The sequence below is a fragment of the Rhodococcus sp. DT1 genome (assembly GCF_049844875.1).
Taxonomy (GTDB): Bacteria; Actinomycetota; Actinomycetes; order Mycobacteriales; family Mycobacteriaceae; genus Rhodococcus.
In genome coordinates this window covers 468,573-487,478 of the sequence record NZ_JBNCLW010000003.1, presented here as the reverse complement: position 1 = coordinate 487,478, position 18,906 = coordinate 468,573, and the positions used below count along the sequence as shown (strand labels likewise).

General features: G+C 62.6%; 12 protein-coding genes. 5 read left to right on the top strand and 7 right to left on the bottom strand.

Translation table 11 applies throughout. The features are described from left to right. Window positions 1-375: 375 nt before the first annotated feature. From ACLQ3J_RS09860 to ACLQ3J_RS09850, 3 genes are read right to left on the bottom strand one after another with little or no spacing between them, the layout of a single operon-like run. On the bottom strand, window positions 376-1,590 hold the full coding sequence (locus ACLQ3J_RS09860) for a hypothetical protein (RefSeq protein WP_425903026.1): 1,215 nt from the start codon (window positions 1,588-1,590) through the stop codon (window positions 376-378). Further along, window positions 1,590-3,353 (bottom strand): helicase-related protein, encoded by a 1,764-nt coding sequence (locus tag ACLQ3J_RS09855; protein ID WP_425903025.1) that lies wholly within the window; start codon window positions 3,351-3,353, stop codon window positions 1,590-1,592. Before ACLQ3J_RS09855 ends, ACLQ3J_RS09860 begins: the two co-directional genes overlap by 1 nt. Then, window positions 3,350-8,641, bottom strand: coding sequence for an AAA domain-containing protein (locus ACLQ3J_RS09850; protein WP_425903023.1), 5,292 nt, complete (start codon window positions 8,639-8,641; stop codon window positions 3,350-3,352). The genes ACLQ3J_RS09855 and ACLQ3J_RS09850 overlap by 4 nt, the downstream gene beginning before the upstream one ends. A gap of 702 nt (window positions 8,642-9,343) precedes the next feature. Here ACLQ3J_RS09850 and ACLQ3J_RS09845 point away from each other — a divergent pair. The 3 genes from ACLQ3J_RS09845 (at window position 9,344) to ACLQ3J_RS09835 (ending at window position 12,464) form a co-directional block, all read left to right on the top strand. Then, complete coding sequence (locus ACLQ3J_RS09845; RefSeq protein WP_169652713.1) at window positions 9,344-9,922, top strand: TerD family protein; 579 nt, start codon at window positions 9,344-9,346, stop codon at window positions 9,920-9,922. Between the two features lie 88 nt (window positions 9,923-10,010). Further along, entirely contained in the window at window positions 10,011-11,144 is a 1,134-nt protein-coding gene (locus ACLQ3J_RS09840; RefSeq protein ID WP_378527551.1) for a DUF475 domain-containing protein, read from the top strand. An 81-nt stretch (window positions 11,145-11,225) separates the two neighbouring features. Continuing rightward, window positions 11,226-12,464: a TerD family protein gene (locus ACLQ3J_RS09835; RefSeq protein WP_425903021.1), complete on the top strand. Its 1,239-nt coding sequence runs from the start codon at window positions 11,226-11,228 to the stop codon at window positions 12,462-12,464. Window positions 12,465-12,681: 217 nt separating this feature from the next. Here the strand turns inward: ACLQ3J_RS09835 and ACLQ3J_RS09830 are convergent, their stop codons facing one another. The 4 genes from ACLQ3J_RS09830 to ACLQ3J_RS09815 form a co-directional block, all read right to left on the bottom strand. Then, the gene (locus ACLQ3J_RS09830; protein ID WP_425903020.1) at window positions 12,682-13,437 is read right to left on the bottom strand and encodes a hypothetical protein; all 756 of its coding nucleotides are present in this window, start codon (window positions 13,435-13,437) and stop codon (window positions 12,682-12,684) included. Window positions 13,438-13,498: 61 nt separating this feature from the next. Beyond that, window positions 13,499-14,683 (bottom strand): hypothetical protein, encoded by a 1,185-nt coding sequence (locus tag ACLQ3J_RS09825; RefSeq protein WP_169652709.1) that lies wholly within the window; start codon window positions 14,681-14,683, stop codon window positions 13,499-13,501. After that, entirely contained in the window at window positions 14,680-14,961 is a 282-nt protein-coding gene (locus ACLQ3J_RS09820) for a hypothetical protein (RefSeq protein WP_425903018.1), read from the bottom strand. Before ACLQ3J_RS09820 ends, ACLQ3J_RS09825 begins: the two co-directional genes overlap by 4 nt. Further along, on the bottom strand, window positions 14,958-15,239 hold the full coding sequence (locus tag ACLQ3J_RS09815; RefSeq protein ID WP_346765379.1) for an SAV_915 family protein: 282 nt from the start codon (window positions 15,237-15,239) through the stop codon (window positions 14,958-14,960). The genes ACLQ3J_RS09820 and ACLQ3J_RS09815 overlap by 4 nt, the downstream gene beginning before the upstream one ends. 819 nt (window positions 15,240-16,058) lie before the next feature. Between ACLQ3J_RS09815 and ACLQ3J_RS09810 the strand changes: the two genes are divergently transcribed. Both ACLQ3J_RS09810 and ACLQ3J_RS09805 read left to right on the top strand, forming a co-directional pair. Continuing rightward, on the top strand, window positions 16,059-16,229 hold the full coding sequence (locus ACLQ3J_RS09810; RefSeq protein ID WP_206038817.1) for a hypothetical protein: 171 nt from the start codon (window positions 16,059-16,061) through the stop codon (window positions 16,227-16,229). Between the two features lie 504 nt (window positions 16,230-16,733). Then, window positions 16,734-18,605: a DNA/RNA helicase domain-containing protein gene (locus tag ACLQ3J_RS09805; protein ID WP_169652706.1), complete on the top strand. Its 1,872-nt coding sequence runs from the start codon at window positions 16,734-16,736 to the stop codon at window positions 18,603-18,605. The last annotated feature ends 301 nt before the right edge of the window (window positions 18,606-18,906 follow it).

Below are 18,906 nucleotides of genomic sequence, written 5' to 3'. Positions count from 1 at the left end.
TAAATCACCCGGGGCATCGCATGCTGGCATTCGAGTAACCAGAGGCACGCACGGTCAGGTCTGCAACAGGCAGGACAGTCTGACTTGAGTCGAACTGTCGATCGGCGACTTCGCGCCGGCGCCCGAGCCTGTGACTAGGGCGACACACCTGTAGCGGGGCCCTGCCGGCGCCGAGAACTCCTGTAGGGCAGTCCCCATAGAGGTGCGAGCTACCAGGCCGCCCTCTGACGTCAACTGTTGACGACGGGAGCCGAGGCCTGGGGTTATCAGCATAACAACGCGGTCGCGCGGGAGACGGCCACACAAGCTCGGCGCGGATCGACGACAAAGCAATCACGGAAATGGGTGCACCCAATTTCGTTACTCGGTAACTCATCACCGCCACCGGGAATCGCGCATCGTCTTCAAGGACCGTGCGGACATGTCGTCGGCCTTCCACAGCTCCCAGCCGTCGAACGGGCCCTCATCGCCGATTCGGAACGCTTTCACCACGGCGCTCGCAGCGGCGTCAGGACCCGGATACGTCGCGCCCAGCAGAGCACGAACCGGCGCGACCGTTACATCCATCTTCTCTGTCTCGGGATCGAACAACGCTTTCACTCGGTGACCGTCACAGTCGAGATAAACACGAATCCTCTTACCGCTGAACGCAGTGATGCGACGCGCAGGTCGAACATCGACCGACTCTGCTTCGCCGATTCCGGGCAGGTTCACCGGAGCGTCCGCAGGCACGACCGGGCTCGACGAACGCGGTCCGCTCTGCTGAGAAGCATGATTGGACTCCTCGGTGCTGCTCCACTTGTTCCACACTCTGGTTCGTGGACGGGAGGCAAGCTCCGACGCAACGCGTGGAGACACTGGCGCTGCCGGCTTGGGTGTCGACTGGGCGCGCGAGGACTCCACCCCAGGTATCGGGTCGGGCAGCGCCTCCGACATCACCGCTTCCCACAATATGCCGAGACGCTGGGCGCCCAGATGCTGTAGTGGCGTTCCTTTCACCGCATTCTGCAATGCCTTGATTCCCGAGTTCGCCGGCAGACGACGGGTCAATTCGTGCAGAGCCCGGATCTGCTCCAGCCGCTCGTCGGGGTGCACTCCACCGGCTCCGCCGGCGGCCACCCAGAGCGAGCCGACCGAGTTCCAGATGACACCTTTATGAACTTGCAGGACGTCCGGTGCCTCACCGAGTGCTTCGGTTAACTCGGCTTGACTGGCGATGCCGTCAAACCCGTCGAGCGCGGCACGAAGCTGATCGCCGATGCTCAACGGCTCAGTGACTACGTCGGGATTTCCGCCCAGCAGCAGGTTGAGTGTCGAGAACCGGTCGTTACTCCCCACCGAGAATCGAACAACATCGTGTCGTACGGCAGTGGTCCCCGCCGTCGTTGTCGAAACGCAGATTTTCAACGAGCCAAAGTTGGAATCGGTCGCAGACCTGAACTCGGTACCGGTCACGGCCGTGCGCATCGCACGCAGTGGTTGCGCTGACGCACCTTCGAGCAGAGCGCCTGGAATTCCCTCGCGCATGATCCAGACATAATCGTCCTCGAGGACGACCTGGCCGTCGAACCCTTCGAACCACTGCGCCATTACACGGTCTCCATCCGCACCATCACGTCCGACAGCAACTCACCAGCGATGGTGTCTCCCAGATACTCGATGGCCGTTCTCTCGATACGACTGATCTGGCTCGACGAAATACCAAGTCGTGCCCCGATCTCCGCCTGCCGCTTCGGCGGTTCACCACCGAGGCCGTACCGCATGACAAGCACCGAAACCTGCCGGGGTTCGAGGATTGACAAGCATGCCAATACAGTGTCGAATTCGTCGATACTTCCCCGCTCGCCCACTGCCAACAGAACACGACCGATCTCGGCGTGTTCGCTGGCCGAGACGAAGTCTTCTTCCGGCGCGTCATCTCCTATCAGTCGCTGGGCAATGGCAACGACCTCTTCGATTGCAGACGAGTCGCTACTCGGCGACGGCGGGCTCGGAGGTTCGACCGCCTGCAACAGGTCGCCCACAGTGTGCGGGCCGGTCCGCATCCATTCTCGAAGTAACACGGGTGCTTCGTCAGGACCGACGGTCACGACTTCGGAAGCGATGCCTGTCAGTTGCTCAAGGAATGTACCGTGAGCCCCGTTGCGGGGATCCTCGGAACTGTTCTCCGCGAACATCACCAGGAACGAAGCCGGTCGGCCATCGGACTTCGGCCGGATGACGCGCCCCATACGCTGAATCATCTGTCGACGACTCTTACTGCTCGCCAGAATGATTCCGACGTCCGCCTCGGGAACATCGACACCTTCGTCGAGAACCTTCGGAGCGACGAGCGTGGTTACCGTACCGTTCTTGAACTCGGTGAGGAGCCGCGCTCGGTCCGCACGTTTCAGGTCGCTCGTGAACGGCGCGGCGAGCACACCCTCTTCGAGAAGCACCTCAGCGGCGGCACGCGACGAATCCTTCGTCTCCGAGAAGGTGAGTGCCTGCCCGGTCTCCTTGAGCACGGTACCGAGACCCCTCAGAGCCTCGAGCTTTCCGCGGCACTCGGCGAGCAGCGAGCGACGCTTCGAGAACGCATAGAGATACTTCCGGGCGGCCCATGTCGAACCCTCGGCACTCTCCCCTCCACTGAGCAGCTGAACGTCGCGCATGAACTCACCGAAGGGCTCCCCCGCGCATCCGAACTTCTCAGTGAGATCACCCCGGAGCTTGCGTGCCAGCTCGTCGTATTCCTGGTATTCGGCCGCCTCGAACTCGTCGAACGGCACCGCGACAAGCATGACTCGCACGGGCGCGAGGATGCCGTCGGCATGACCACGCTCGTAATCGCAACCGTTGATGACCGTGCGGAAGTAGGGCATCAAGTGCCGTTCGACGCCGTCGTCGGACCGCTCGAACGTGGCGGTGAGACCGATCCGTTCCGTGAAGTCGTCGGTGAGCAGTCGCGAAAACGTCAACGCGCCGTATCGGTGCACTTCGTCGGCGACCAGCAGCGTCGGCGCGACCGGACGCGGCGCCGATCGACTGATCGCCGACTGGACCGTGCTGACGAGAATCCGCTTGCCGTCGAAACTGTCCATATACCCGCCGCCACGTCGACCGACGGAGATATCCGGGAGAACGCGCCGAATTGATCGATGCCATTGGTCCAACAGTTCGATCCCGGGCACGACGATCAAGACGTCGAGGCCGCGCGCGACTGCGTCCGCGGCCGCCGCGATACCGAGCGTTGTCTTTCCTGAGCCCGTGACGGCTTCCACCACGGCACTTCGGTCGGCCGCCACCCAGGCATCGAAGGCTTCGCGTTGCCAGACACGAAGAGGCGTCCCGGCGAGGGTAACCGTCGTCATCGGCCCGCCTTGGTCCACGTGACTCCTGTACCGGCGGAGTTCTTGCGCAACCGACCCTCTGCTTCCAGATCTTCGAGAACGACGAGAAGGCGCTCATCGTCGAGTCGGGTCAGCTTCCGTGCCCGTTCCAACGACAAAGCAGCGAATCCGGCGGCCGTAACCAATACGTCGGCGACAGAATCGAGGTGTGCCGGCGGTAGATCCGCAAGGGTGACTGCCTCCTGGGCCGTGGGGTGCACCGGGGGAGCGGCGTCGATGAGAGGCGACACCTCGTCTGCCAATCCGTATACACGCGGGCCACGTTCGGGCATCCACTTCGCGCGACCCTGGGCAATCAGCTCCCCCATGATCGCTTCGATCCGGTCTCTCGGTTCGTTCAACCGGTATTCGAGGTCTGCCAGCGAAACCGGATCGGCGGCGAGGCGTTCCAAGATGCGCGAGCCGAGGCTCGGAGGAAGTATCGAGGTAGCCGCCGCGGGCATTACTTCCCAGCCACGTACGAATGTCGGTGTGGCAGAGGGTTCGGGAACTGCTACGCCTGGATCGGACGGTGTCACGTTCTCGACGCCGTGCGACAGCTCGGGGTCTTCAACCGGGGAGAGACCACCGATCAGGTGATAGTGGGTCAGCTTCCCGAACTCGTTGACTTCCTCGACGCGTCCGTCGTGCTGAAGGCGATCAACCTCTGTCTGGACCTTCCGCCAGTCTTCGCCGAGACGCTGCGCAAGCGTACGTACGGGGAGGGGTTCGCGCTCCAGTTCTTCGAGGATGGCGGCTCGTAGTGTGCGCACCGGTCCGCTCTCGACGGCCGGATCGACCACCGGTACCGGTGTCTGGGCGGGTGACACGAGTGTCGGCGTCGCGGTTTCCTCCAGCGGAAGATGTTCGACCTCACCCGTGCAGGCGGGCGGCTCTGCACGTTCCTCTGAGTGTTCGATAACAGGAACCGAAGCATGCTCGACAACGGTGGGCACCGGACGAATGACCGGCTGCACCGCCACATCCACTACGTCATCGACCGGCGAGTCGTCCTCCACGAGCTCTACCGGAGTCCAGCTCTCCTGCAGGGACTTTACGACGTCGTTCACACCGACAACGTGCGGCCTGATGCCGCGCCTGTCGAGCTCCTCCCAGAGACCCATCATCGATCCCACCGGATCGAGGTAGTACTCCGACTCGCGGATACGCCAGAACTGCCATCCGCAGCGTTGCAGTTCTCGTTCCCGCTCGAGGTCCGCACGCTGCTGTTCGGGGCTCGTGTGCCAGTGGTCGCCGTCGCACTCGACCGCCAATTTTCCGGCCGCGCCCGTGACTACGAGATCGATCCGTCGACCGTTCACCGCGACCTGCGAATTCACGTGGTAACCACGCGCCACGATGTCGAGGAACACGCGCTGTTCGAAGAGACTGTCGAACGCTTGATGGCGTTCGTCGCGTTTCACGCCTTCGGGCATCGGTTCTGCCGGCGCAGGAGAAGTCGATTGCATGTAGGTGAGCAGCGAATGCCGTAGGTCGGTTGAGCGCAGCGATTCCAGGTTCCGTGAGTGGAACAGCCACATTTGATCCTGGGCACGCGACGCAGCAACGTTGAAGCGGCGCTGGTACTCGGTCTTCGTCATCGCGGCGATGTTCTGTTCCGGCGCCACGACCATCGACAAGAAGACGACGTGACGTTCGTCCCCCTGGAAATCCGGTGGCGTACCTACTCGCAATCGGCGCTGTTCCCATTGCTCCGGTGTCAGCCGGTCGAGCAATTCGTTCGTGATGATGTCGACCTGCGCTTGTCCCTGAAGCACCACGACACCGAAGGTCTTGCCGTCGTACGCTTCATCCGACAGACACCGTTTGATCGCGTCGGCAATAGCGCGAGCTTCGATTCGATTGGAGAGGGTCGCATTCCGCCCGGTCACCACACCGCCTTCGACGAAGGTGGTGCGCAGGGGCGGCAGCCGATCGGCACCGAACTGGCGCACGGGCACCAACGGTGCGTCGGAGTAGAACTGACCGCTGGACCAGTTGATGATCTCGGGCATGCACCGGAAGTGTTCCCGCAGGCGGATAACGCTTCCGAACCTCGAGCGGAGCAGCGAGAAGACACTGGATCGAGGTGTGAAACTGTCGCGCAGGTACTTCGGCACGTCGGGCAAGTAGGAGTCGAGCCGGGTGAACACACCGTCGAGAGCACCTGACGACACATCACTGGGTGCACACTGCTTGTCGTCACCCACGACGATCACCCGGGGCGCGAGCCACAACAGGAACAAACTGCTGATATCAGCCTGGCTCGCCTCGTCGACGATCACAACGTCAAACGAATTCTGTTCGGCCGGAATGGATGACAATACTTGCTGGAGCGGCATGACCCACGCCGGAACCGCGCGTTGGGCCACCTGCATCGCTTCACGTGCGCCCGCCCGGAACCGCTCGGCGTACTTGCCGGTCCCCTTACCGATACTGGACACGTGGTCGCGATACGTCTGCAATGCTTGCACCTGCTCAGCCGTCGTTCGCCCGAGACAAGCACTCCATGCTCGTTCGGCAGCCAATCGCGCGGTCAACTGGGCGATGTCGTTCTCGGTCGCGTCGAGTTCGTGCTGGAGCTGCTTGTCGTCGTCTACGCCTCGGGAGTTCTGCCGGACCCAATCGTGCGCGCGACGCCACGCCCAGGCCTGCTCGATGTAGGTCAGGCGCACCGACCACTCCGACGACGAAGGGTTCTCGGAGATCGCCTGTGCCAGCGCGGGCGCCTTTTCCGTCAAGCGCGTGTGCAGCGATTCGAGATGGAGTTCCTCCTGATATTCGCGGACCGCGGCTTCCCAGGAATCGATCGCCGTGCGGATCCTGCCGAAATCGGCGGACTCGATGGCCCGGGCGAGGAGGTGCCCTTCCGGGGGAACCCCGTGGGTCAGCTCGGCTCGAATATGAGACGCAGTGTCCGTCAGCCAGATACGGTTTGCCTCTGCATAAGCAGCTGCGGCAATTGCCTGCGCCGCGGTCGCCACCGATCTGGCCTGGTCCAGGCTCGCGAGACGCAGTACTCCGGGGCTCACCTGCCGCAACGCGAACTCGACTTCCTTGGTTCGCGCTGCGAGCACTTCGATCAGGTCGCGTGCCCGCGCGGCCCGCGCGGCTGCACCGATAATCTGGCTACGAGAGCCGGTGGTCTCCATATCGATGCCCAGATCGCGGAGGATCAGCGCCACGGACTGGATGGCATCGAGCGCACGAAGATGCTCCGCAACCGCACGGGCGCGCTGTGCAGTAGTGGCTTCGAGGCCGTCGACGGTGGCGACCGAGCCCAGTGCTTCCACCGCGGTCTGCTCGTTGCTCCTGCGGAAACGTCCGAGACCGCTTCGCCACACCTCACCGCCCTCGAATGCCCTTGCGAGCGCGTCGTACGCGTGCAGCGCAGATCGTCCGAGCACCGGGGCGTCGACGACAGTCGTTGTCCCCAGGAACATGTCCGCGTTGTACGCGGTGGTGACCAGCTCGCGGATGTGGCTGGTCTTTTCCCACAGGTAGTCGATCCCCCCGGACAGCACCGCATCTGCGAGGTTCCGGTACGCAGGTTCGAGCCCGTCGACATCGCTCAGAGCCTGCTGCAAGTACTCACATTGTTCACGGAGCCGTTCGAGCGCCTCTGGGGCGGCACCTTCCAAGGTCCGAACCAGTCCAGAGGAGGGAAGGTCATCCGACCCGGTTCCGTTTCGAATCGCTTCGCATGCAGTTTCGAAGTCAGACAGTGTCGGCAGACCTAGATCCGGAAAACACTGCCGTCGGCGCTCCGCACGTCCGGGTCTGGACCGTTCGGTCAGCGCGAGCAGTGTCTGAAACTCTTCCTGCGTCAGCGGTGGGCTATCCGCATGGAGCGGGCCCTGCAGCCAATCGTGGTTGGCGCTCTGTGCCGAAACCTTCTGCACGATCTGCGCAGGTGTTCCTGCATAGCCCGCCGCGACATCGTTGTGTGAGAGCGTTTCCGCAGCACGACACTGCCGGATCCGCTCCGTCAGTACGGCTCGGCGACTCAACGCGGCGTCACGCTGCTGCGCTACCTGGTCGATGAGAGCGGCGGTTCGCCGAACGTCGAACTGTGCCTTGCGGGTGGCGATTTCGCTGACGCTTCGGTTCAGCTCGGCAGATCCTCCACGGCCTGTGTCGGTCACCGAAACGCACAGGTCCTGTAGTTCGGCGGGCAATTTGTCTCGGAGCACACGAAGCGCCTGTGCTTTTTCGCTGGTGACCAGTACACGCTGGCCGCGCGCAAGCAGCGCCGACACCAGGTTTGCAATCGTGTGAGTCTTTCCCGTACCGGGCGGGCCCTCGACCACTACACCGCTGTCGCCGGCGAGGCGGTCTATGATATCTCGCTGTTCCTGATTGGCAGGAAGCGGAAACAGCGGGTCGTCGGCAAGCAGCGAAGATGTCGACGTGCCTGCCCGGTCCAACCACGCGACCCGATCAGCGGGTTCGATCGCCTCCACGAGTTGCGCCAAGCCCAGGGGGACTCCTGCCGTCTCGTCTGCAGCGGCTGCAGTCATGCGGTCGTAGTACTCGATCAGCGCGTACGCGCCTCTCTTACGCAGGACCAATGCGGGAGACGGCGTCAGCAACCGGTCTTTGGACGGCGCGTCGTCGGGTCGGTCGACAACGTCGACGCGGGTCGTCAAGGCACGGTCCGACCAATCCTTGAGGAAAATCTTGGCGGCAGGGTCGACGGGCGAGCACACACGGGCAGCCAACGATTCGTGCAGGCTTCGAGTACCGGTCGAATCGAAAACCTCCAGCCCCGTCAGCAACTGCGTGTCTTCGAGGCTGGGCGCGGATTCCGGATCCAGTCGTACCAGCAGCTCACCCGATGCTGCGTCCCGCTCGACCAGCGCTGACTGCGTGATCAGGTGCGTGCGTACCCGTTCTCCCGCAATGTCGGGCGGGAGCTCGAGTAGTCCCGACGCGGCCACGAGTTCCAGTGATTCCGGCTGCGCTTCGAGTTCCAGCATCGCGCGCTGCAGGAACACATAGAGATCCCAGGCGGGCCGGCGCTGCCGATCGAGCTCGGCCCAGGCACGCCACTTATCCAACCATCGTTCGAACTCACTCGTCCCCGACGCATCGGGGTGGAGCGTCGGTTCGGCACTCGAGTCCGCGATCGACCCCAGAACGGAGGAAGCGATGGCGGTGGGCGGGCGAGGTGGGTCCTCGAGATGCACACGGTGTGCTCGGATCACGACATCACCCGCGGACGCATCCGTGTTGAGAGCAACCTCCAGGTTGCCCTGGTCGAGTGCCATCACGCCTCGGTGCCTTTCGAGGACTCGAACAGGAGCACTTCGTGCTTTGACGAGCTCGGACAAGAACGCCAGCAATCGCTGGACACGATCCTTCAGTTCAGGATCGTTCTCCCTCGAATCCACAACCACCCCATTTGCGCGATGAAGTCACTCCGTAGGCGAACGGAGGAAATGCCGACCACCATAAACAGCACCTACGACAGAACTATCGGGTTGCCACCACTGTGCCTCTCCGCCCGTACCTCCCGATCCGTCCCGATCCATTTCGGGGTACATCTCTCCAGCTCCGCAATTGTTACATCTGCTCAGCGCACGGCCGCGCGTCCACCCCCTTACTCCGCGAATAAATCGGCCCGAGAGCACAGGAATAACCGGAACTTCCGAAGACTCGGTTGCACCTGCTATGTTGTGCCCCGACAGTCTGTCGGGGGCTGGAGCAGGTGACGTACGGCACGTTGTTGCCTTTGCGTGGCATGCCCAGAAGTGCCCCCGCAGAAGGAGTTCAATCAAGCAGCGTGGACTAACCATTCCGCCGAGCCCGGAGATTCGTCCCGGAGTGCTCACCTGTAGATCGAGGGCATCTACCCGTCTACTCGCTCATTTCTTCTGATATCTTCGCCCACCCCGGCGACACCTGTGGTGCATTTCGGGCCCCAGGCGTCGTCCTGACAGACCTCCCCGCAGGAACTCGAAAGGATTGACATGAGCGTCTCACTTGCCAAGGGCGGCAACGTATCTCTGTCCAAGGCCACCGATAACCTCACCACCATCACGGTGGGGCTCGGCTGGGACGAGCGCACCACCACGGGTGCGCCGTACGACCTCGATGCGTCGGCGCTGATCACCGGTCCGGCATTCAAGGTTCTCTCGGATAAGCATTTCGTCTTCTACGGGAACCTTTCCTCGCCCGACGGCACGGTCGAGCACACGGGCGACAACCTGACCGGTGACGGCGACGGTGACGACGAATCCATCCACGTCGACCTCGCTGCGCTCCCCCCGTCGGTGACCAACATCTTCTTCGCCGTGTCGATCTACGACGCGGACGTCCGCGGCCAGTCCTTCGGTCATGTCCGCAACGCGTACATCCGAATCATCGACCGTGTCACGGGGATCGAGCTCGCCCGTTACGACCTGTCGGAAGATGCCTCCACCGAGACCGCGATGATCTTCGGTGAGGTCTACCGCCACAACACCGAGTGGAAGTTCCGCGCTGTCGGGCAGGGTTATGCATCCGGACTTCGAGGAATCGCCCTCGACTACGGCGTCAACGTCGCCTGAGTTCATCAGTTTCGATTGCACGAAGCGACCGGGACGCTCGACATCGGGCGTCCCGGCGCTGAAGCGTCCATAGAGAAAGGCCACGTCCGTGGTTCTGCGCATATTCGGCGCATCATTCGCCGTCACCGTTGTCGCCCTGGTCGTCGCTTTCCTCTACGGCGGCCCTCAGGCCCTCCTGCTCGCAGCCATCCTCGGCGTCCTCGAGGTCTCACTGTCGTTCGACAATGCGGTCATCAACGCAACCGTGCTGCGGCGAATGAGTGAGTTCTGGCAGAAGATCTTCCTCACGATCGGCATACTCATCGCCGTCTTCGGTATGAGACTCGTGTTCCCGCTCCTCATCGTCTGGGTCGCCTCGGGTCTCGGCCCCGTCGCGGCTCTGGACCTAGCCCTGAACCCGCCGGCCGACGGCGCCGCATATTTCCCGGATGGCAGGGCGAGCTACGAAACCCTGATCACGGACGCGCACCCGCAGATCGCTTCGTTCGGCGGAATGTTCCTGCTGATGTTGTTCCTGGGCTTCGTCTTCGAAAAGAAGGACATCACCTGGCTGTCCTGGATCGAGCGTCCACTGGAACGTATCGGCAAGCTCGACCAACTCTCGGTGGTCGTTGCATCCGGGCTCCTCGTTCTCACTGCGCTTTTCCTCGCACCCGACGGCAAGTCATCCACGGTGATGATCGCCGGCACGCTCGGCATGATCACCTACATTCTGGTGAACGGCCTCGGCGAGTTGTTCAACGTCGACGAGGAGGGCGAAGAATCGTCGAGTGGTCCCAGCGACCTCGCGAAGGCAACGGGTAAGGCGGGCTTCTTCCTGTTCCTCTACCTCGAAGTGCTCGACGCATCGTTCTCGTTCGACGGAGTCATCGGTGCATTCGCCGTGACGTCCGATCCGATCATCATCGCTCTCGGCCTCGGTTTCATCGGCGCCATGTTCGTTCGTTCGATCACGGTGTACCTGGTCCGGAAGGGCACCCTCGCGGAGTACGTCTACCTCGAGCACGGCGCTCACTGGGCGATCGGCGCGCTGGCGCTCATCCTGCTGTACTCGATCGGCCATCACGTCAGCGAGATCGTCACCGGCCTGACCGGCGTGTTCTTGATCCTCGCAGCGTTGGCCACCAGCATCATCCGGAACAAGAACAACCCCGGGGACACAGACCCCGACGCGGACGCGGACGAAGATCCCCGACCCGAGTCGCTCACTGTGAACGCCTGATCAGTTGGAAGTGTGGCCAGCCGGCACCCGGCTGGCCACATCCCTCCGCCGAAAGGAGTCGGCCGTCTGGCCGGACACGCCATGCCTGCACTTCCCCCCGGAGCGAATACCGTAATCCACGACGGCGCCGTCACACTGTCCGTGTCCGGCGCACGACAGGGCACGGTCGATCTGATGGCCTTCCAGTTGACGGAAGACCAGCGTGTACGAAACGACGACGACTTCATCTTCTTCAACCAGCCCAAATCGCCCGAAGGCGCTGTTCGGCTGATCGGTGCCGATCGAATCTCGTTGGACCTGTCCCTCATTCCCGCACGCATTCACACACTGTCGATCGCGGTGGCTCTGGATGAGAGCGTGAGCGGCACTCTGGCGACAGTCCCCGGCCTCGGCGTCACCGTCGAACAACCGACAGGTTTGGTCGTTCAGGCACCTGCAAGCGGGTTGAGTTCCGAGCGGGCAGCGATCCTCATGGAGGTCTATCGCCGCAACGGGACATGGAAGGTGCGAAACGTCTCGCAGGGATGGAATACCGGGCTCTCTGCTCTCGCGACGAATTACGGGGTCGACGTGAGCCAACCGGCACCCCCGGCACCGACTCCATCCCCAGCACCAGCTCCGCCCCAAGCACCGCCGCCCACCCCCTCCACGGAACGCCGTGGGGTTCCTCCGTCCAGGCCACGCGTATCGACACCCCCAGCGCCGCCCGTCACCCTCTCCAAGATCACTCTCGACAAGAACACCCCCTCGGTGAGCCTTGTGAAAGCCGGCGAGGAGCAAGGCGTCATGCGAGTGAACCTGAACTGGACGACCAGAGGCTCCGGTAAAGGGTTCCTGGGCCGCCTCGCCGGCAACGACGGAATCGACCTCGATCTCGGCTGTTTGTACGAAATGGCCGACGGACGCAAGGGCGTCATCCAGGCCCTCGGGGAAGCGTTCGGATCGAGATACGGTTACCCGTTCATCGAGCTCGACGGCGACGACCGAACAGGCTCCGTGGCCGGTGGCGAGAACCTTTACATCGACCTGTCGAACCCGCGAGCGTTCAAGCGCATCCTTATCTTTGCGTATATCTATGAAGGTGTGCCCAATTGGGCTGCAGCAGATGGAGTGGTCACGCTGTACCGAACGTCCGGCCCGGAAATCGAGGTCCGCCTCGACTCTGGTGACAACCGCGCCCCCATGTGTGCGATTGCGTTGCTGGAAAACAAGAACGGACAGATGGACATCAAGCGCGAGGTCCGCTACATCCGCGGCAGCCAGTCGGACCTCGACAAAGCGTACAAGTGGAGGATGCGATGGACAGCGGGCAGTAAGTAGAGGGCAACGGGTCGCTCTACTCCGGCGCTCAGCGACATTTGCTAGAGACGCGGCGGTGGGACACGCTGCAGCGGCCTCGGCATCGAAACCGGATTCTGCGTGGACGGGCCACCAGTCGGTTCCGTTGCTGACGCCATGGTCGCCCAACCTCCACGGGTAGCGCTCCCGCGATCGGGAAGGACGTGAGACGCCGACGAACTCTGCTCGTCGGCGCTACTCACGCGAATCTTCTTGCCTTGATCCGCTCCAGCGCAGCCTCGGTCCCCAGTTCGGTTCGAGCCTGCGGGTTTTCGAGATAGAACCGCAACAGCGTATAGAGAAGCGTCGGATCGACGGGGTGCATGTGACAATGCACTTCGATCATCGGCGTGATCGGCAACCCACCCCAACCTAAACCCCGGGGCACCGTCGCACGTCGCTCCCACTGTGCTGCAGGGTGTCCGAGAAGCACAACCGCCCAGTTCCCGAGTACTACGGGCCTGACGGTGAGGATGGAATGCCAGTCCAACGTCGATTCCAGACTCCAGCCTCGCTGGTGGATTACGTTTGGCGTCAGTACAAGTCGTCCACGGCGGATTCTTCCGGCCAGCATCATGGGAAGGAAGAAGCCCACAACACATCCGAACACGCTCAACAAGATGACGAGCACTATCGTTCCTCCACCACCGCCATGACGAAGAATGTCCGCTGCAGCCGACAGGCAGAGTCCAGCCCCGGCGAGGAAAAATGTCGTCACCACTGCGAATACGATCCGCGACCCTTCGATGACAGTCGCCGGCACACCGTTCCACTCGATGGTGTGAATAGAGCCCATCCGATTCCTGCGCGCGTTCGCCGCGAAGGGCATCAGAATCGCGCTCACTAATACGCAACTGAACAACACTCCATATTTCGCCAGGTATGGATCACCGATCACGAGTCCACCTGCCGCAATGAGTAGCGCGGGAACGGAAAACGCCGACATGACGATCACCGAGAGCACCAGGCGTCGAGTCCATCTTCGCGCCGACCATTCGATCGGTCGTGAGAGCTGATCAGAATAGTGCATCCCAGATACCTTCCACAACATCGCCAACGGCTGATCCGGCCTCGGTGACCGCGTCGACACCGGCTGAAACAGCACCTCCCACATCCCCGATCCCGTTGGCGTACACAGCGTCTACCGAACCTGATGTGACGAGCCCTGCGGCTGATCCCACGGCTGCGCCGACAATCGCCCCTGCCGTTGTCCCCAGGATCGGCACAGCCGACCCCAAAAAGGCACCGGTCCCCGCACCCGCTGCCAACGAGGCGCCGAATCCCGCAGCCCCGGAAACAACCGCCTGACCAACCGGTTTGTCCGTGGCAAGTACGTCGTATGCCACGCCTGCAACCGCCAAAGCTCCGCCGAGCTTGATACCACTCATTCGCGCCAGGCCGTCAGACCTGACAGCCGCGGCTGCCGCGTCGTCGGCACGATGGGCCAGAGCCCTCCCGAGATCAAAATCTCGGTAGATCACCGAGGCTGGTGTACCGGGTACTCCCGATCGCGCCAGGTCGACGTACTTCTGCGCTTCTCCGGCCAAGAACGCTGCGTTCTTCCTCAATGCGGCCGCGTTCACAACAGCGAGTGCACCGGATATGCCGTTCACCGAGTTGGCGGCAAAGAAGAACCATTTGCTTGTAATCTCCGCCCCAACGTTGCGGGTCGATTCCAGCGCGATCATCCAGACAGATCTCGCGGCTCTCACTGCGGCGTCGGCGATCTCGAAGGCTGCGGTCAGCTCGTCATGTCGACGTCGTGCCGACACAGCGGCGTCATAGGCCGAAACAACGCTCGGCAACGCATCCTCCGGCGGTACAGCCGGAACGGGAGGTGGGTTTCCGGGCGGATGAATCAACCCGCCTTCCACCGCTAGCCCGGATTCCCGCGCGATGTCGCGGGCATGCGCGAGATCCGACTGTACGGATCGAAGCTGGGCAGCGAGGCGGTCGATGTGCCGTCCGTAGTCGGTGACGGCCTCAGCGAAGCGCTCTGCGCTCTGCGCGTCCGTGGTGAGAAGCTTCCGAAAGCCCTCGCTTGCCGGGCCTTCCCATCCACCGTCCGCGAGGCGCCGCGCCGAGTACATCGCATCGACCGCTCGGTCGACTTCGGCCGCGAGTTTCTCGCTGAGCCATCGTCCTGCCGCGCGAACGGATTCGGGGTCGCCCGGCAAACGGGTATCGAGCGGTGCGTTCATTCGCTCCATACCTTGGTCAGCTCGGCAGCGAGCTCATCATTTCCGGTGCGGTAAGCGGCGTTCGCCTCTTCCACGACATTGCTCGTCGATGACAGCGCAGCGACGAGGTCGCCTCCGTTTGCCATCAACAGCGCAACTATCCCCAGTACGACTGCCGTCGCGTCCCCTGCGTCGACCGACAACGGGACAGTCTCGCCCACTTCCCCGACGGTCCTACTGGCAGTGCTGCAGATCGCCGCTATTTCGTCGAGTGCAGCGTGATCGACGTAAAGGCTCACTGGCCCGGCACCTGGCCCTCCGGCATGACGACGTCCAGCAGAAGCAGGTCAAAAGGATCCGTGCGGTGCAGCGCCTCGAGTGCAGCCGACGGCAGCGCGACCCACGGTTTGAGGTCACCGCAACACCTCTGGAACCTGTCGAAAGCAGAATAGGCCAGAAGCGCCGTCCGGCCGTCCTTGGTGCGTCTCAACTCGATCACTGCATCCGCCGGATCGGTCACCCTCTCGATGCACGGCAGATAGACAATGGGCGGTACTTCTCGCGCAGCACTGGTCACTGAACCCCCTAGATCCCGACCACCGATCCCCATCGGTGTTCCCCCACCCGGTTTTCGGCGCCAAGGGTAACCGATAGCGGGATGCGCGCGTCAGTGCGAGGTCGGGAGGTACCCGTAGCGATCCATGAGGCTCCGTTGGCCTGCGGGCTGCCGGTCTCGGTCGAACGCGATGCCGGACCGCCCTCCCGGTCCTTCCATAACCGCTACAGATTCGAACCGTCGACCTGCAGCGGGAACCAAATCTTCCACCGAGCTACGCATGCCGCGGACAGCAGCTCACAGGAACCCGCAGCCATAGGTCTCGCAGCGCCACACGAATTCGTCCGATCCTTTATTGTCGGGGGGCCCTGATGTCGTCTGATCGGACGATACGCACTGGGACACTGCATAATCCGCCGCAAGTGGACGTATACTCTCCCAACGTGACGGCGGAACGTTTACTGCGGTTTCCCATCGATCACGGGCCTCCCACCCCGCCCAGATCGAATTTCCCGCGGTGCAGATGTTGAGACTCGAATTGTTGCTTGCCTCTAGGCTGCCCGCCTGAACACACGTGCCGATCCCGCGATACTCGAGTTGCCAGAGCAATCGCATGGTCGAGCCGTGCAAATTGGCGTCGCCGTCACCACTGTCGCAAAAACCGTCTCCAGCAGTGGGTGCATGTGTTCTGCAGCGCTAACCAGCACAACAACGAAATCGCCTATTACGACAGGTACGGCAGGGTAAACAAGTACGTCAGCCTGCCCACTAAAGCCGACGGAAACCAATACAAACCAATACTGCGGAAGCATCGAGGTCAGCATCGAACCTGATTCGTACGTGTCCGCACGCATCACCAATGAACATTCACGCTACGTCTACGCCGCGATCTATTCTGTCTCGTATCCGATGTTCTCGGGAAGCACCGGTGCGCCTCCGCAGTACACGCAAGTTGCGCGGGACGAGAACTACAGCAGCTACGGCGGATTCAATTACGCCTCCGCGTACTGACGGGATAACGGCGCTCACTCAGCATCGATGGAAGAGCCGGCGTTTGGCAGGAAAGTTCCTCGGCTCCATTGGAGCCGAGGAACTTTCGTGCAGCCCTCTTGGAGCAGCCCTTGGATCCGGTGTCGAGGGGTGGCACCCCTGCGTGGTGCAACGAATCCCGACACGACGAGTACTATCCAGGGCCGGCTGCTGCAAGCCGCGTGACCGGCCCCGGAGCCGAGTTGTGGCAGGGATAGCGCGCCGGGCTCTCGAGCGTTCTCCAGCACGACCTGAGCGGGCCCTGGTTCGGCGTTGTGTGCTGCAGAGGCCCACAGTGCGCACGGCACTACCCGCGTTCCTTGTAAGGCATTGTTCTTGAAAGCTGTGTATCCAATCTCGGCGTGAACCGAGTCGATTTCTCCGATACGCTCCTCTTCGCGGCCCGACGGACTTCCGCTGCGATGAGCGGCCACGGACATGCCCCCACCCGCACGACTGAATTCGTGCTGCCTTGGGGACTTGACTGTGACGCTGCTTCGTACTTCCGCCCGCCGGATTGTGGACCTCGAACAACCCGATTCGCTCGTGGAGCAATTGTTGGAGCAGATGCTGTTCAAGACCGGGCGCCGCGCCAGCGAAGCCGAGCAGCGCTCGTGGAGACGCAGCCTGCCGGCTCTCGCACACGACCTCGTCGAAGCGGGCCTGGGCGAAGTCGAGATGCTCCTCGAGTACCACCTCCCCCTCACCTCACAGCGGGCGGATGTGGTTCTCGCCGGAGTCCATCCACGGACGGGTGCTGCATCGTACGTGGTGGTCGAGCTGAAGCAGTGGACAGCCGCATACCGCTACGAGGACAGCCCTGAGTTGGTCGAGGTGCCCGGTATGCCTGGCGGCCCGAAACTTCACCCGGTGGCACAGGTAAAGGGCTACTGCGACTACCTCTCCGACTTTGCTCGTGCGTTGGCCGATCAACCCGACTCGTTGGCCGGCATCGCATACCTCCACAACGCAACCGACCCTGGGACAGTCGCAGACCTGCGCGCATACCCCACCGGGATCACCGGACGCATGTTTACTGCGGCCGAGCGTGGCGACCTGCTGGATTTTCTCCGTGCCCGCCTCGCACCGATTCCCGGCCACGCCGCCGGCGACACGCTGATGAAGTCGGCGGTCGCACCGTCTCAACAGTTGTTGAAAGTCGCGGCTGCCGAGGTGCGAGACCGACCACAGTTCCACTTGCTCGGCAACCAGAAATTGGCCGTTGACCTCGTCCTGCACGCGGTGGAGAATTCGCGTGCGTCGAACAGTAAACGGATCGTCATCGTCACCGGCGGCCCCGGGAGTGGAAAGAGCGTCATCGCCTTGTCTCTGCTCGGCGAATTGGCGCGTCGAGGACGAACCGTCCTGCACGCCACCGGGTCACGGTCCTTCACTCAGACACTTCGCAAGGTAGCGGGGCATCGAGCACCGCGCGTGCAGAAGATGTTCAAGTACTTCAACCAGTTCATGTCCGCCGATCCGAACGGCCTGGACGTCCTGATTCTCGATGAGGCCCACCGGATCCGGGAGACATCGGTCGATCGATACACCCGGGCCGAACTGCGGACCGATCGACCTCAGGTCGACGAACTCATCGCAGCGGCACGAGTACCTGTGTTTCTCCTCGACGAACATCAAGTCGTGCGTCCCGGTGAGATGGGGTCGCTCGAGCAGATCGAGCACTATGCGACGTCGCTCGGAATCGAAACACAGCATGTCCACCTGGGCGAACAGTTCCGTTGTGGGGGGAGCGAGGAATACGTCCTGTGGGTGAAGCGACTCCTCGGCCTCACCGAAGGGGGTGCATTCCAGTGGACCCCCGACCCTCAGTTCATTGTGCGCGTTGCCGACACTCCCGAGGAGATGGAGCATCTGCTTTCGCAGCAGATGGAACGCGGCTATTCGGCTCGAATGACGGCCGGCTACTGCTGGCCCTGGAGCAACGCCGACAAAGACGGCAACCTCGTTCCCGACGTGCAGATCGGAAGCTGGGCGAGGCCCTGGAACAGCAAGAGCGATCGGCGCACGGGCGATGCTCCGCCGGCTCCGTTGTGGGCCACCGAAGACGGCGGCTTCGGACAGGTCGGGTGTGTCTACACAGCACAAGGATTCGAGTACGACTGGAACGGCGTCATCCTGGGACCCGACCTGGTGTGGCGAAACGGTGGTTTTACGACGGACCGCGCCGCGAACCGCGACCCCGACTTCAAGAACCGCACCAAGATCTCCGACGTGCGATTCGATCGGCTCGTGCGCAACGTGTACAAGGTCCTGTTGACCAGGGGCATGATCGGTACGGTCATCTATTCCACGGACGCGGAGACCCGAGCAGCTCTCCGCGATTTGATCTCGGAATAGCAACTGGCACGGGTGGCAGGTTCGCGACTCATGCGCTCCACACAGGGTCCACCGGAACGCACCTGTAAGGGTGCAGGTGGTGCCGAGTTCAGGCCGTCACGCAGTCCTCCGCGACGAGATCTGCCAGGCGCGGACGTGGAATCCGACTCGCCGGAGCAACGGTTGTAACGCACATCGAGTCCCATACGACACTCCTGTGTCCGGCAGTAACGGGGTGGGGAGGTTCTGGGGTTGAGGCGTCAGTGGTGGACTCGGAGGACGTGTCCACTGGTTGGTAAAGTCCGCTCTGACTTGCGCGACC

Bases quoted from the DNA above. Each gene is read 5' to 3' on its own strand.
- ACLQ3J_RS09860 (WP_425903026.1), bottom strand. From the start codon at position 1,590: ATGGCGCAGTGGTTCGAAGGGTTCGACGGCCAGGTCGTCCTCGAGGAC.
- ACLQ3J_RS09855 (WP_425903025.1), bottom strand. From the start codon at position 3,353: ATGACGACGGTTACCCTCGCCGGGACGCCTCTTCGTGTCTGGCAACGC.
- ACLQ3J_RS09850 (WP_425903023.1), bottom strand. From the start codon at position 8,641: ATGGCACTCGACCAGGGCAACCTGGAGGTTGCTCTCAACACGGATGCG.
- ACLQ3J_RS09845 (WP_169652713.1), top strand. From the start codon at position 9,344: ATGAGCGTCTCACTTGCCAAGGGCGGCAACGTATCTCTGTCCAAGGCC.
- ACLQ3J_RS09835 (WP_425903021.1), top strand. From the start codon at position 11,226: ATGCCTGCACTTCCCCCCGGAGCGAATACCGTAATCCACGACGGCGCC.
- ACLQ3J_RS09825 (WP_169652709.1), bottom strand. From the start codon at position 14,683: ATGAACGCACCGCTCGATACCCGTTTGCCGGGCGACCCCGAATCCGTT.